We start from the raw sequence: 13,046 nt of genomic DNA, 5'->3' as shown, positions 1-13,046 counted from the left end.
CGGAAGGACGATGCGGTGCCCCAGACCCACGAGACGGATGTCCTCATCGTCGGTGCCGGGCCTGCGGGCCTCTTCGGGGCGTACTACGCCGGCTTCCGCGGGATGTCGGTGACGCTGGTCGACTCGCTGCCCGAGATCGGCGGCCAGGTCTCGGCGCTCTACCCCGAGAAGGCGATCCTGGACGTCGCGGGCTTCCCGAACGTCAAGGGCCGTGAGCTGGTCAACGCGCTGGTCGAGCAAGCCGCGAGCGCGAACCCGACGTACCTGCTGGACCGGACCGCCAACGCGCTCACCCTGGGGGACGAGACCGTCACGATGGGCTTGGACGACGGCTCCGAGGTCGTCGCCAAGGTCGTGGTGATCACCGCGGGCATCGGCAAGTTCACCCCGCGCCCGTTGCCCGCCGGCGACGGCTGGGAGAACAAGGGCCTGGTCTTCTTCGTGCCCTCATTCGAGGAGTACACCGGCAAGGACGTGGTCATCGTCGGCGGTGGCGACAGCGCCTTCGACTGGGCCCACCAGCTCACCGGGATCGCGAACTCGATCACCCTGGTGCACCGGCGCGACCAGTTCCGCGCCCACCAGGCCACCGTCGACGCCGTGCTCGCCGGACCGACCGACGTGATCACCAAGGCGCAGGTGACCGCGCTGGTCGGCGACGGTCATGTCGAAAAGGTCGAGATCACCAAGGACGACGGCGAGATCGTCGTGAAGCCGGCCCAGGCCGTGGTCGCCGCGCTCGGGTTCGTCGCGGACCTGACCGCGATGAAGGACTGGGGCCTGGAGTTCGACAAGCGGCACATCCGGGTCGACACCACCACCCGGACCAACCTGCCGCGGGTCTTCGCCGCCGGTGACATCACCGAGTACGAGGGCAAGGTCCGTCTGATCGCCGTCGGGTTCGGCGAGGTCGCCACCGCGATCAACAACGCTGCGCCGCTGGTCTTCCCGGACCAGGGCGTCTTCCCCGGACACTCGAGCGAAGGATCCTGATGGCTGCCGGACGCGACGCGGTCAAGCTGACCGACGAGGAGCTCACCGAGTTCCTCGACACCAACATGAAGGTGCAGGTGGCCACCAACGGCCCCGACGGGTTCCCGCACCTGACCACGCTGTTCTACGTGATGGTCGACGGCCAGATGTTCTTCTGGACCTACGGCAAGAGCCAGAAGATCCTCAACCTGCGCCGCGACCCGCGGATCACCTGCCTGGTCGAGGACGGCACCGACTACTTCGAGCTCCGTGGCGCCACCATCTTCGGCAAGGCCCGCCTGATCGAGGACTTCGACACCCTGGTCGACCTCGGCGGCCGCGTGGCCACCCTGATGGCCGGTGGAGCGGATCTCGGAGAGTTCGGGGACCAGATCGTCCAGGGGCAGGCGCGCAAGCGCGTCGGGGTCATCGTCGAGCCCGAGAAGATCGCCAGCTGGGACCACCGCAAGATGACCGCACCCCCAGGAGGGAACTGACCATGAAGATCAAGGTTGACTTCGACCTCTGCGAGTCCAACGCGCTGTGCGAGGCGCTGGCTCCGCAGAACTTCGAGATCGATGACGACGACTTCCTCCAGATCCTCGACGAGAACGTCACCGACGAGAACCGCGACGCCGTCCAGCAGGCCATCGCGGCCTGCCCCAAGTCCGCGATCAGCCTCGTCGAGGGCTGAGCGCACCACACCACTTCTCGGGCGCCACCCACCGCAGCAAGGAGCAGTACCCCCATGCCTGAAATCAACGACGGCCTGTCCCTGGACGGCCGCGTCGCCATCGTCACCGGCGCCGGAGCCGGCCTCGGTCGCGCCGAGGCGGTCGCCCTGGCCAAGGCCGGTGCCGCGGTCGTCATCAACGACCTCCCCGGTGCTGGCGACGAGGCCGTGGACGAGATCAAGGCCCTCGGGGGCACTGCGGTCGTGGTGGCCGGCGACGTCGGCGAGCGTGCCACCGCGGACGCGATGGTCGAGGCGGCGGAGAAGCTCGGCGGCCTCGACGTCGTCGTGAACAACGCCGGCATCACCCGCGACAAGATGATCTTCAACATGACCGACGACGAGTTCGACCTGGTCACCAAGATCCACCTGCGCGGTCACTTCCTGCTCTCCCGCAACGCGGCGTCGTACTGGCGTGCGAAGCACAAGGAGTCCGGCGAGCAGGTCTACGGCAGCATCATCAACACCGCCTCCGAGGCGTCCCTGAGCGGCTCGCCCGGCCAGCCGAACTACGCCGCCGCCAAGGCCGGCATCACCGCGCTGACGCTCTCCACCGCCCGCAGCCTGGGCCGGATGGGTGTGCGGGCCAACGCGATCGCCCCGCGCGCCCGCACCGCGATGACCGCGGCGGTCTTCGGCGAGGACGAGTCGGGCAAGACCGTCGACCCGTACTCGGCCGAGCACGTCGCGCCGCTGGTGGCCTACCTGGCCTCGCCGGCCGCGGCCAACATCACCGGCCAGCTGTTCGTCGTGTACGGCGGCATGGTGGCCCTGATCGGCGCCCCGGTCGTCGAGCAGCGCTTCGACACCACCGGCGACGTCTTCGACCTCGCCGAGCTCGACCAGCAGCTCGGGGGCTACTTCGAGGGTCGCGACCCGTCCGTCGGCTTCGCCGCCGACTCCGTCATGCAGCTGAAGGTCTGAGGAGAACACCATGAGCAACCGTCTTGAGGGCAAGGTCGCCATCGTCACCGGTGGCGCCCAGGGCCAGGGCGCCGAGATCGCCCGCCAGTTCGTCGCCCAGGGCGCGAAGGTCTTCATCGCCGACATCGCCGAGGACCTCGGCAAGGCGCTCGCCGACGAGCTGGGCGAGAACGCCCGCTTCAAGCAGCACGACGTCTCCGACGAGGACTCCTGGACCGCGCTGGTCGAAGAGGCCAACGCCACCTTCGGCCCGGTCAACGTGCTGGCCAACAACGCCGGCGTCCTGCGCTTCGCCGAGATCGAGAAGATGACCAAGGACGAGTACCTGTTCCTGGTCAACGTGAACCAGGTCGGCACCTTCCTGGGCATGAAGGCGGTCGCCCGCACCATGCGCAAGAACGGTGGCGGTTCGATCATCAACTCCTCGAGCGTCGAGGGTCTGGCCGGAATGGCCTCGCTGACCGGGTACGTCGCCACCAAGTGGGCGATCCGCGGCATGACCAAGGCCGCGGCGATGGAGCTCGGCCCGAAGGGGATCCGGGTCAACTCGATCCACCCGGGCATGATCGACACCCCGATGACCCGTCCGCACGGCGGCGACGCCGCGATGGAGTTCGGCGCCTCCCGGGTGCCGCTGCGCCGGGTGGGCTACCCCGAGGACATCGCGCCGCTGTACGTGTTCCTGGCCAGCGACGAGTCGTCGTACATCAACGGCGCCGAGATCGCGATCGACGGCGGCGTGACCGCCACCCACGCGTTCGGGGGCTGAGCCCTACCGAAGGACGAGGCGGACCGCGGTCTCGATGTGCTCCGCGGTCTCCTCGGCCGTCGCCCGGCCGGTGACCCAGGAGACGAGGGCGGAGAGCCACACGTCGCTGATCACCCGGGCGATGGCGACGTCCTCGTCGGAGGGCTGCTCGCCCTCGACGTAGGCCTCGCCCTTGATGGCGCGGGTCAGCATCGAGGTCATCTGCATGCCGACGACGTGGATCTCGGTGGCCACCGAGGCGTCGGCGAACATGAACGCCCGCGTCAGCGCCTCGGTCAGGTTCGCGTCGCCCTGCATGCCCCGAGTGGCCCGGCGCAGCACGTAGATGACCCGGTCGGAGGTGGTCTCGCCGGGGACCGGCTTGCGGCCGACCATGCTCTGGGTGTCCTCGAACTGGCGGGCCAGGGCCGAGACCAGGAGGTGGATCTTGGAGGGGAAGTACCGGTAGAGCGTGCCCAGGGCCACGTCCGCCTGCTCGGCCACCGCGCGCATCTGGACGGCGTCGAACCCGCCCTTGGAGGCGAGTGCGATGGTGGCGTCGAGGATCCGCCGGCGGCGGTCGCGCTGGGCCGCGGAGCCGAGATCCTCGGCGGTCAGCGAGTTCGTGGTGGTCAAGATCTCCTGCCCTTCCGCTGAAATCGGCCGATAGGCCCTGCAGAATTGCCCCCGCGAGAACCGTTCTGGCAAGGCTAGCGCAGCCAGAGGGCATAATAGAAACACGTTGCAGTTCAGAAACATGGCAGAAACACCCCGGGTCAGCCCGGAAAAGAAAGGGCGGGCCCTTGCGCATCGCACTCGTGTCCTACCGCAGCAAGCCCCATTGCGGAGGACAGGGCGTCTACGTCCGTCACCTCTCCCGTGAGCTCGTCGAGCTCGGCCACACCGTCGAGGTCTTCTCCGGTCAGCCGTACCCGGAGCTCGACGAGGGTGTCGGCCTGACCAAGGTGCCGAGCCTGGACCTCTACCGCGAGCCTGACCCGTTCCGGATGGTCTGGCCGTGGGAGTTCCGCGACCTGATCGACGTCCAGGAGTTCGCGATCATGTGCACCGCCGGTTTCCCGGAGCCGCGGACCTTCGGCAAGCGCGTCCTGCGGGTGCTGCGCGGCCGCAAGGACGACTTCGACATCGTGCACGACAACCAGGTGCTCGCCCACGGCGTGATGGACATCGAGAAGGAGCTCGACATCCCGGTGCTCACGACCGTGCACCACCCGATCACCTTCGACCGCCGCGTGGACATCGCCGCAGCGCCCCTGCGCAAGAAGCTCAGCCTGCGCCGCTGGTACGGGTTCCTGAAGATGCAGGGGGCCGTCGTACGCCGTGCCCGCTGGATCCTGCTGCCCTCGGAGTCCTCCAAGGTCGACGCCGCCAACGACTTCGGCGCGGACCTGGAGAAGATGCAGGTCATCCCGCTCGGCGTCGACGACTGCTTCGTGCCGCCGACCGAGCCGCGGGTCAAGGGCCGCCTGGTCGCGATGGCCAGCGCGGACGCGCCGATGAAGGGCATCGCGACCCTGCTGGAGGCGTTCGCCAAGCTGCTCACCGAGCGCGACCTCGAGCTGCTGCTGGTCACCAAGCCGACCCCGGGCGGCCGCACCGAGAAGCTCATCGAGGAGCTCGGCATCGGCGACCACATCAAGTTCGTCAACGGCATCTCCGACTCCGAGCTCGTCCAGGTGATGGGCTCGGCCGAGATCGCCGTCGTCCCGTCGCTCTACGAGGGCTTCTCGCTGCCGACCGCCGAGCTGATGGCCTGCGAGACCCCGCTGGTGGTCAGCCGCACCGGAGCCATCCCCGAGGTCGTCGGCCCCGACGGTCTCTGCGCCGAGCTGGTCACCCCGGGTGACGTCGGCGAGCTGGCGACCACCATCGCCGACCTGCTCGACGACCCCGAGCGCCGCGAGCGTCTGGGCAAGGCCGGCCGGGTGCGCGCCCAGGAGCTGTTCAGCTGGGCGGCGGTGGCCAAGACCACCGCCGAGGCCTACGAGCGGGTCCTCGCCGACTACGCGGCGAACCCGACCAGCACGCACAAGCGCGTCAAGAAGATCAAGAAGTAAGGAACACCCAGATGCTGACCGTCGACTTCGACCGACTCGGCCTGAAGCCCGGTGACCGGGTCATCGACATGGGCTGCGGCGCCGGTCGCCACGCCTTCGAGATGTACCGCCGCGGCGCCGACGTGGTCGCCTTCGACCAGGACGCCGACGAGCTCGCGAACGTGCTCGAGCTGTTCGGCGCGATGAAGGAGGCCGGCGAGGTGCCTGCGGGCGCTGCCGCCGACATCAAGGAGGGCACTGCCCTCGCGCTGCCGTTCGCCGACGGCGAGTTCGACCGGGTCGTGTGCTCCGAGGTCCTCGAGCACATCTGGGAGGACGTCACCGCGATCAAGGAGCTCATCCGGGTGCTCCGCCCGGGCGGCACCATGGCGATCACCGTCCCGCGGTGGCTGCCTGAGGTCATCAACTGGCGCCTCTCGCCCGAGTACCACAACGCCGAGGGCGGACACATCCGGATCTACACCGACCACGAGCTGGTCGACAAGGTCACCAAGGGTGGTCGGGCCAACGACGGCACTCCCGGCACGGCGATGATCTTCGAGGGCAAGGCCCACGCGCACGGCCTGCACGCGCCGTACTGGTGGGTGAAGTCGGCGGTCGGTGTCGAGAACAACGACCACCCGGTGGTGAAGGCGTTCCACCAGGTCCTGGTCTGGGACATCATGAAGACGCCGGGGTACTCCACCGTCACGCGGCTGGCCGAGAAGGCGCTGAACCCCTTCATCGGCAAGAGCATGGTCCTCTACTTCCGGAAGCCGGAGTGACCCAAGAATGTCTCTGAGCCCTGCTCGGACCTGGAACCTTCCTGCCGTCGACGGCGTGCTCACCTCCGAGCAGGTCGCCGACACGGCTGCGTCCATCGCGGCGATGCAGGAGCCCAGCGGCGCCGTTCCGTGGACGCCGGGGGAGAAGACCGACGTCTGGAACCACGTCGAGGGCGCGATGGCGATGCTGGTCGGCGGCCAGGTCGAGGCTGCTGAGCGCGCCTACGACTGGTGTGCCCGCACGCAGCGCTCCGACGGCTCCTGGCCGATGGAGATCGTGGTCGGCGAGATCAAGGACGCCTCCGGCGAGACCAACATGTCGGCCTACCTGGCGGTCGGGGTCTGGCACCACTGGCTGCTGCGCCAGGACCGGGCCTTCGTGAACCGGATGTGGCCAGTCGTGCGCAAGGCGCTCGACTTCGTCGTCGGTCTCCAGCTGCCGTTCGGCGGCATCGCCTGGTCCCAGGAGTGGGACGAGCGCGGGCCGGCGAAGGTGAACGAGCAGGCGCTGCTGGCCGGCTCCTCGAGCATCTACCAGGCACTTCGTGCCGGAGTGGCCCTGGCCGAGCTGGTCGGTGACCCGCAGCTCGACTGGGAGCTCGCCGGCGGCCGCCTCGGGCACGCGCTGCGGCGCCACCGCGACCAATTCCTGGACAAGTCCGAGTTCTCGATGGACTGGTACTACCCGGTGCTCGGCGGCGCTGTCCGCGGCACCGCTGCGGTGGAGCTCCTCGAAGGCAAGTGGGACGAGTTCGTCGTGGACGGGCTCGGCATCCGCTGCGTGAACAACCGTCCCTGGGTGACCGGCGCGGAGACCTGCGAGCTGGTGATGTCGCTGGACGCGATCGGCGACCACGAGCGCGCCCTGGAGCAGTTCGTCGCGATGCAGCACCTGCGCGAGGACGACGGCCGCTACTGGACCGGCTGGGTGTGGCCCGACCAGGTCAACTGGCCGCACGAGCACACGACCTACACCGCGGCTGCGGTGGTCCTCGCCGCCGACGAGCTGTCCCGCACGACCCCGGGCTCGGGGATCATGCGCGGCGACACCCTGGCGGCGCACTTCGACGAGATCGCGCTCGAGTGCGGCTGCCCGGACCGTTCAGCCGACCGGGTCTCCAGCCACTCCTGAGGTCCGCACCAGGGTCCGCATCGACCCGACGACCTCGGCCGGCGTGAACGCGCCCGAAGCCACGGCGCGCTGCCAGACGTGGAACGGCGCCTGGCCACCGTCCTCGGGGCGCTCGAAGACGTCGTGGATGACCAGGACGCCACCTGGCTGGATCCAGCGGGCGAAGCCTGAGTAGTCGGCCTGGGCCGGCTCCTCGGAGTGCCCGCCGTCGATGAACAGCAGCGCCAGCGGGGTCCGCCAGTGCCGGGCGACGGTCACGGACTTGCCGATGACCGCGATCACCTCGTCCTCGAGGCCAGCCCGGGCGATCGTGCGCCGGAACGTCGGCAGGGTGTCCATCAGGCCGAATTCGGGATCGACCACCGTCGTGTCGTGGTGCTCCCAGCCCGCCTGGTTCTCCTCGGAGCCCCGGTGGTGGTCCAGGGTGTAGACGGTGCTGCCGGTGACCCGGGCGGCCGCGCCGAGATAGACGGCCGACTTCCCGCAGTAGGTCCCGATCTCCAGCGCCGGACCTGCGCCCAGGTGGGCGACCGCGGTGGCGTGGAGGAGCTCGCCCTCGTCGGTGGGCATGAAGCCCTTGGCGCTCAGGGCGTGCTCGAGCAGGGCGGGGTCCATCGGTGCACTCACGCCCGGGATCCTTTCATGGCAGAATATGAAACCTGTTCTAGTTTCAGGAGAAGCCGCATGCCCATCGGAATCAGTGACGAGCACGCCGAGCTCGCGGCCTCGGTCCGCAAGTGGGCCGAGAGCCAGGGGTCGATCGCTGCGACGCGCGCTGCCGAGACCGACCCCGAGGCGCTGGCCCCGTGGGGCGCGCTCCCGGCCGAGATGGGTCTGACGGCGATCGCCCTGCCCGAGTCGGTCGGCGGTGGCGGCGGCACGCTCCTCGACCAGGCCGTGGTCGTCGAGGCGGCCGGCTACGCGCTGGTCCCCGGTCCGTTCCTGCCGACCGTGGTCGCGGGTCTCCTGTACGACGACGCCGAGCTGCGCGCCGGTATCGCCGCCGGTGAGGTCACCGTCGGCCTCGGCATCGACGGGCGGGCCGTGCTCGGAGCGGGCACCACGACCCACCTCTCGGTCCCGGTCGGCGACGGCCGCCACGTGCTGGTCCACGCCGACGCTGCCGAGGTCCGCCCCGGCGAGGCGATCGACCCGACCCGGACCGTTGCCGAGGTGGTCCTCGGCGCAGGCGCTGCCTCCGGCGCTCCGACGTACGAGGCTTCCGGGGTGCCGCTGCCGCTGGTCGTGCTGGCCGCGGCCGAGGCGTCCGGCATCGCCCGGTGGTGCCTGGACACCGCGGTCGAGTACGCGAAGGTCCGCGAGCAGTTCGGCAAGAAGATCGGCGCCTTCCAGGCGGTCAAGCACCTGTGCGCGGAGATGCTCGAGGTCAGCGAGAGCGTGACCGCGGCCGCGTGGGACGCCGCCGAGGCCGTCGAGAGCGACGCCGACCAGGCCGCCTTCGCGGCGGGGGTCGCCGCGACCATCTGCTTCGACGGAGCCGTCGAGGTGGCGAAGGCCTGCATCCAGGTGCTCGGCGGGATCGGGTTCACCTACGAGCACGACGCCCACCTGTACCTGCGCCGCGCCATCGCGCTGCGGGCGGCGCTGGGCGACACCGGTGCCCACGCCGCCGGCCTCGCCGCGACGGCCGCGACCGGCGTACGCCGCTCCGGCGAGATCGACTTCGGTGGCCTGGACGCCCAGTTCCGCGACGAGGCCCGCACCGAGGCGCAGCGCATCGGTGCGCTCGCCGAGTCCGACCGGCGTGCCGCGCTCGCCGACACCGGTTTCCTGACGCCGCACTGGCCCGCTCCGTTCGGGCTCGGAGCCGGCCCGGTCCAGCAGCTGGTCGTCGACCAGGAGCTCCAGAACGCGGGCGTCGAGCGTCCGGACCTGGTCATCGGGGCCTGGGCGGCGCCGACCATCCTCGAGGGCGGCACCGACGAGCAGCGCGACCGGTTCGTCCGGCCGACGCTGACCGGCGAGATCGTCTGGTGCCAGCTGTTCAGCGAGCCCGGTGCCGGCTCCGACCTGGCGTCGCTGCGGATGAAGGCCGAGCGGACCGAGGGTGGCTGGGTGCTCAACGGCCAGAAGGTCTGGAACTCCATGGCCGAGCGCGCGGACTTCGGCGTCTGCCTGGCGCGCACCGATGCCGAGGCCAAGCCGCACGCTGGGATCAGCTACTTCGTGGTCGACATGAAGAGCGAGGGCATCGACGTCCGGCCGCTGCGCGAGCTCACCGGCGAGGCTCTGTTCAACGAGGTCTTCTTCGACAACGTCTTCGTGCCCGACGACTGCCTGGTCGGCGAGGTCAACGGTGGCTGGCGCCTGGCCGTGACGACGCTCGCCAACGAGCGCGTCGCGATGGCCGGGTCCAAGCTGGGCGACAGCGTCGAGCTCGCGATCGACCTGCTCGCCGAGCTGGACAGCCCGAGCGCGCCGGAGAAGGTCGGGCGGGCGATCGCGCTGGCCCAGGTCGTGAAGCTGCTCGCCACCCGAGCGACCCTGCGCTCCATCGCGGGCCAGGGGCCGGGCGCGGAGTCGAGCGTCGCGAAGCTGGTCGGCGTGCGCAGCCGTCAGGACTCCGCCGAGCTGGCGATGGAGCTGCTCGGAGCCGAGATGTTCACCGGGAGCGAGCGCTCGCTGGCCGCGAACGACCTGTTCCTGCGCAACCGCTGCCTGTCGATCGCGGGCGGCACGACGCAGATCCTGCGCAACGTCGCCGGCGAGCGGCTGCTCGGACTCCCGCGGGGCTGAAACTGCTCAGGCGTCGACGAGCTCGGTGTCGAGCTCGGTAGCGCCGCGGCGGTTGGCCCGGTGCCACTCGAGCCAGCGCTCGACCGCCCGGATCACGTGCTGGCTGCGGATCGAGGAGAACACCTCGAATCCGTGCTGGGTGCTCGGCAGCTCCAGGTAGGTGACCAGGTTCTTCGAGACCTCACGTAGCCGCGACACGAACGCGCGACCCTGGGCGACCGAGGCGAGCCCGTCGCTGTCCCCGTGCACGACGAAGAAGTCGGGGGCGTCCGGGGTGATGTGCGTGATCGGCGAGGCGAGCACGAACGGCTCCGGCTCGGTCCGCGGGTTCTTCTTGAAGATCAGCGGGCCGAGGAAGCGGTCGCGCATCTCGACGTCGTACTTGGTCCCGGACAGTCCGGCCATGTCGTAGATCCCGTAGAACGGGACGCAGGCCGAGACGCGGGTGTCGGCGTCCTCGAAGCCGGGCTGGTACTCCTTCACGTCCGGGGTGAGCGCCGCGAGGGAGGACAGGTGCCCGCCGGCCGAGCCGCCGGTGATGACGACGTACGACGGGTCACCGCCGTACGAGGCGATGTTCTCCTTCGTCCAGGCGATGGCCTTCTTCACGTCAATGATCTGCGCCGGGAACGGGTGCTTGGGAGCCAGCCGGTAGTTCAGCGCCACGCAGACCCAGCCGCGCTGGGCGAGCCGGTTCATCAGGATCAGGCCCTGCTGGCTCTTGTCGCCGATCGTCCAGCCGCCGCCGTGCACCTGCACCAGGACCGGCGCGTCGCCGAGGTCGACGCCCTTCGGCCGGTAGATGTCCAGGCGGGCGCGGCTGCCCCCGTCGCGGTAGTTGATGTCCCGGATGACCTCGACGTCCGGCTTGGCCATGGTGAACGGGCGGGCCAGGTCGCGCAGGGGAGTCTTCAGGTCGGCGTCGACCGCCCGGTCGGGGATCTGGTCGAGGTAGCCGTCGCCGAGGGAGGCGGCCAGCTGCGCCTCGGCGAGGTCGCCCGAACGTCGCGCCTGCTGGATCAGGTAGCCCAGCCCGGCGGCGCTGGCGCCGGCCAGCAGCAGTCCGGCCTTCGAGGCCTTGCCGCGCAGGATCGCCTGGGCCGTGTCGAGTGCGGTCAGCGTGAGGAGCTGGGGAGCGAGCTCACCGGCGGGCCAGCCGAAGGCGAAGCCGAGCGGGCCGAAGTTCCCCGGCGGCGGCGGCTTGACGGCGTTGGCGGTCAGCAGTGCGGTGATCGCCTGGCGGCGCAGGTAACCCATGGCCGCGAGCCTAACCGAGCGGTAAGGAGCGGCCGGGGAGTGGCCCAGAACACGAAACTAGAACGAGTTTCAGTTTTCGCGTACCATCCCTGCATGGAACGCCTGTCCGGCCTCGACGCGAGCTTTCTCTACCTGGAGAGCTCTGCGCAGCTGATGCACGTCTGCGGCATCATCCTGCTGGACCCCTCGACCATCCCGGGCGGTTACTCCTTCGCGGACATGAAGGCCGTCCTGGAGGCCCGGGTCGCGACCATCCCGAACTTCCGCCGGAAGCTCAAGGAGGTCCCGCTCGAGATCGACCACCCGCTGTGGGTCGACGACGAGGACTTCGACATCGACCGGCACGTGCACCGGCTCGGCGTACCGGCTCCTGGTGGCGAGGAGGAGCTCCGCGAGGTCTGCGGCCACCTGGCCGGCATCCCGCTGGACCGCTCCCGCCCGCTGTGGGAGATGTGGGTCATCGAGGGCCTCAAGAGCGGCCAGATCGCGGTGTTCACCAAGATGCACCACGCCTCGGTCGACGGCGTCTCGGGCGCGAACCTGATCTCCTACCTGTGCAGCCTGGAGCCGAACGCGCCGCTGCTCGACCTCGCCCCGAAGGGCGAGACCCCGCCGCCTCCGCCGGGCGACTGGGAGCTGTTCGGCCGCGGGCTGGTCAACAACCTGGCCAAGCCGGTGAAGTTCTTCCGGCTGCTGCCGGCCACGACGTCCCTGGTGACCAAGACTGTCGGCCGGGCACGCAGCGGTACGGCGATGGCCGCGCCGCTCACTGCACCGCGCACGTCGTTCAACGGCAACATCGGCGGCCGGCGCACGGTCGGGTACGCCGACATCTCGCTGGACACGATCAAGGAGATCCGCCACCACGTCGAGGGCGCCACCGTGAACGACGTGGTGCTCGCGATCAGCGGGGGAGCGCTGCGCCGCTACCTGGCCGATCGCGGTGAGCTGCCCGAGAGCTCGCTCCTGGCCAGCGTGCCGGTCTCGGTGCACCAGACCTCGACCAAGGCACGGGGCACCAACAAGGTCTCCTCGCTGTTCGCGAAGCTCGGGACCGACATTGAGGACCCGGTCGAGCGGCTGCACCAGCTCGCCGAGGACAACGCGCACGCCAAGGACCACCACAACGCGATCTCGGCCGACACGCTCCAGGACTGGGCCGAGTTCGCCGCGCCCCGCACCTTCGGGCTCGCCGTCCGTGCCGTCGCCAAGTTGCGCCTGGCCGAGAAGGGCCCGGTGATCCACAACCTGGTCATCTCGAACGTGCCCGGGCCGCCGGTGCCGCTGTACTTCGTCGGCGCGCGCATTGAGGGCTTCTACCCGCTCGGGCCGATCTTCCACGGCGCCGGGCTCAACGTGACGGTCATGTCGAACAACGGCCGGATGCACGTCGGTCTCCTCGGGGACCGGGACGCGATGCCGGACATCCAGGACCTGGCCGACGACTTCCCCAAGGAGCTCGAGGCGCTCCGCGCCGCTGTGCTCGGCTGACCCGTTCCCGGTCACAGGCGGCCGCCTGAAGAAAGTTCTCCACAGATCTCGGATCCACCTTGTATCGAACGTGTGTTCGATCGAGGATTGATGCATGACCTCGCTCCTGGCGCCGCCGTTCGCTGACCCGACCTTGGGTCTGCACGTGTGCCTGGACGAGCTGGGCGGGTTGGACCTGGGCGGCTCGACT

Annotated in this window: 13 protein-coding genes; 10 read left to right on the top strand and 3 right to left on the bottom strand. The window is 69.8% G+C overall.

Annotation, left to right across the window (positions count from 1 at the left end):
- Window positions 1-15: 15 nt before the first annotated feature.
- Genes EFL95_RS11240 through EFL95_RS11220 form a run of 5 tightly spaced genes read left to right on the top strand, consistent with a single transcriptional unit; the run spans window position 16 to window position 3,398 of the window.
- Window positions 16-993, top strand: coding sequence for an NAD(P)/FAD-dependent oxidoreductase (locus EFL95_RS11240; protein ID WP_123234048.1), 978 nt, complete (start codon window positions 16-18; stop codon window positions 991-993).
- Window positions 993-1,469: a pyridoxamine 5'-phosphate oxidase family protein gene (locus EFL95_RS11235; protein ID WP_123234047.1), complete on the top strand. Its 477-nt coding sequence runs from the start codon at window positions 993-995 to the stop codon at window positions 1,467-1,469. The genes EFL95_RS11240 and EFL95_RS11235 overlap by 1 nt, the downstream gene beginning before the upstream one ends.
- 2 nt (window positions 1,470-1,471) lie before the next feature.
- The gene (locus EFL95_RS11230; RefSeq protein WP_123234046.1) at window positions 1,472-1,666 is read left to right on the top strand and encodes a ferredoxin; all 195 of its coding nucleotides are present in this window, start codon (window positions 1,472-1,474) and stop codon (window positions 1,664-1,666) included.
- Window positions 1,667-1,720: 54 nt separating this feature from the next.
- A complete protein-coding gene (locus EFL95_RS11225) occupies window positions 1,721-2,629 on the top strand; it encodes a 3-oxoacyl-ACP reductase (RefSeq protein WP_123234045.1) in 909 nt (302 codons plus the stop codon).
- Window positions 2,630-2,639: 10 nt separating this feature from the next.
- Window positions 2,640-3,398: a glucose 1-dehydrogenase gene (locus EFL95_RS11220; RefSeq protein WP_123234044.1), complete on the top strand. Its 759-nt coding sequence runs from the start codon at window positions 2,640-2,642 to the stop codon at window positions 3,396-3,398.
- Window positions 3,399-3,401: 3 nt separating this feature from the next.
- Here the strand turns inward: EFL95_RS11220 and EFL95_RS11215 are convergent, their stop codons facing one another.
- On the bottom strand, window positions 3,402-4,013 hold the full coding sequence (locus tag EFL95_RS11215; protein ID WP_246004909.1) for a TetR family transcriptional regulator: 612 nt from the start codon (window positions 4,011-4,013) through the stop codon (window positions 3,402-3,404).
- Window positions 4,014-4,180: 167 nt separating this feature from the next.
- On the opposite strand from EFL95_RS11215, the gene EFL95_RS11210 reads away from it, so the two are divergent.
- From EFL95_RS11210 to EFL95_RS11200, 3 genes are read left to right on the top strand one after another with little or no spacing between them, the layout of a single operon-like run.
- The gene (locus EFL95_RS11210; RefSeq protein WP_123234042.1) at window positions 4,181-5,455 is read left to right on the top strand and encodes a glycosyltransferase family 4 protein; all 1,275 of its coding nucleotides are present in this window, start codon (window positions 4,181-4,183) and stop codon (window positions 5,453-5,455) included.
- A gap of 11 nt (window positions 5,456-5,466) precedes the next feature.
- Window positions 5,467-6,219, top strand: a complete 753-nt coding sequence (locus EFL95_RS11205) for a class I SAM-dependent methyltransferase (RefSeq protein WP_123234041.1) — start codon at window positions 5,467-5,469, stop codon at window positions 6,217-6,219.
- A gap of 7 nt (window positions 6,220-6,226) precedes the next feature.
- Window positions 6,227-7,351: a glucosidase family protein gene (locus EFL95_RS11200; RefSeq protein WP_123234040.1), complete on the top strand. Its 1,125-nt coding sequence runs from the start codon at window positions 6,227-6,229 to the stop codon at window positions 7,349-7,351.
- Here EFL95_RS11200 and EFL95_RS11195 read toward each other — a convergent pair.
- Window positions 7,322-7,978: a class I SAM-dependent methyltransferase gene (locus EFL95_RS11195; RefSeq protein WP_246004908.1), complete on the bottom strand. Its 657-nt coding sequence runs from the start codon at window positions 7,976-7,978 to the stop codon at window positions 7,322-7,324. The genes EFL95_RS11200 and EFL95_RS11195 overlap by 30 nt on opposite strands.
- A gap of 57 nt (window positions 7,979-8,035) precedes the next feature.
- Between EFL95_RS11195 and EFL95_RS11190 the strand changes: the two genes are divergently transcribed.
- Window positions 8,036-10,108 carry an acyl-CoA dehydrogenase family protein gene (locus tag EFL95_RS11190; RefSeq protein WP_123234038.1) on the top strand — a complete coding sequence of 691 codons (2,073 nt, stop codon included), beginning with the start codon at window positions 8,036-8,038 and terminating at the stop codon, window positions 10,106-10,108.
- 6 nt (window positions 10,109-10,114) lie between these two features.
- Here EFL95_RS11190 and EFL95_RS11185 read toward each other — a convergent pair whose 3' ends face one another.
- A complete protein-coding gene (locus EFL95_RS11185; RefSeq protein ID WP_123234037.1) occupies window positions 10,115-11,365 on the bottom strand; it encodes an alpha/beta hydrolase in 1,251 nt (416 codons plus the stop codon).
- 93 nt (window positions 11,366-11,458) lie between these two features.
- Between EFL95_RS11185 and EFL95_RS11180 the strand changes: the two genes are divergently transcribed.
- Complete coding sequence (locus tag EFL95_RS11180) at window positions 11,459-12,856, top strand: WS/DGAT/MGAT family O-acyltransferase (protein WP_123234036.1); 1,398 nt, start codon at window positions 11,459-11,461, stop codon at window positions 12,854-12,856.
- Window positions 12,857-13,046 lie beyond the last annotated feature (190 nt).

The organism is Nocardioides marmorisolisilvae (assembly GCF_003725775.1).
Taxonomy (GTDB): domain Bacteria; phylum Actinomycetota; class Actinomycetes; order Propionibacteriales; family Nocardioidaceae; genus Marmoricola; species Marmoricola marmorisolisilvae.
Note: the sequence above shows the minus strand (reverse complement) of the source record. Positions and strands in the feature narration are given on the sequence as shown.

Excerpts from the sequence above, each read along its gene's own strand:
- EFL95_RS11235 (WP_123234047.1), top strand. The coding sequence starts at position 993 with ATGGCTGCCGGACGCGACGCGGTCAAGCTGACCGACGAGGAGCTCACC.
- EFL95_RS11230 (WP_123234046.1), top strand. The coding sequence starts at position 1,472 with ATGAAGATCAAGGTTGACTTCGACCTCTGCGAGTCCAACGCGCTGTGC.
- EFL95_RS11225 (WP_123234045.1), top strand. The coding sequence starts at position 1,721 with ATGCCTGAAATCAACGACGGCCTGTCCCTGGACGGCCGCGTCGCCATC.
- EFL95_RS11220 (WP_123234044.1), top strand. The coding sequence starts at position 2,640 with ATGAGCAACCGTCTTGAGGGCAAGGTCGCCATCGTCACCGGTGGCGCC.
- EFL95_RS11205 (WP_123234041.1), top strand. The coding sequence starts at position 5,467 with ATGCTGACCGTCGACTTCGACCGACTCGGCCTGAAGCCCGGTGACCGG.
- EFL95_RS11200 (WP_123234040.1), top strand. The coding sequence starts at position 6,227 with ATGTCTCTGAGCCCTGCTCGGACCTGGAACCTTCCTGCCGTCGACGGC.
- EFL95_RS11190 (WP_123234038.1), top strand. The coding sequence starts at position 8,036 with ATGCCCATCGGAATCAGTGACGAGCACGCCGAGCTCGCGGCCTCGGTC.
- EFL95_RS11185 (WP_123234037.1), bottom strand. The coding sequence starts at position 11,365 with ATGGGTTACCTGCGCCGCCAGGCGATCACCGCACTGCTGACCGCCAAC.
- EFL95_RS11180 (WP_123234036.1), top strand. The coding sequence starts at position 11,459 with ATGGAACGCCTGTCCGGCCTCGACGCGAGCTTTCTCTACCTGGAGAGC.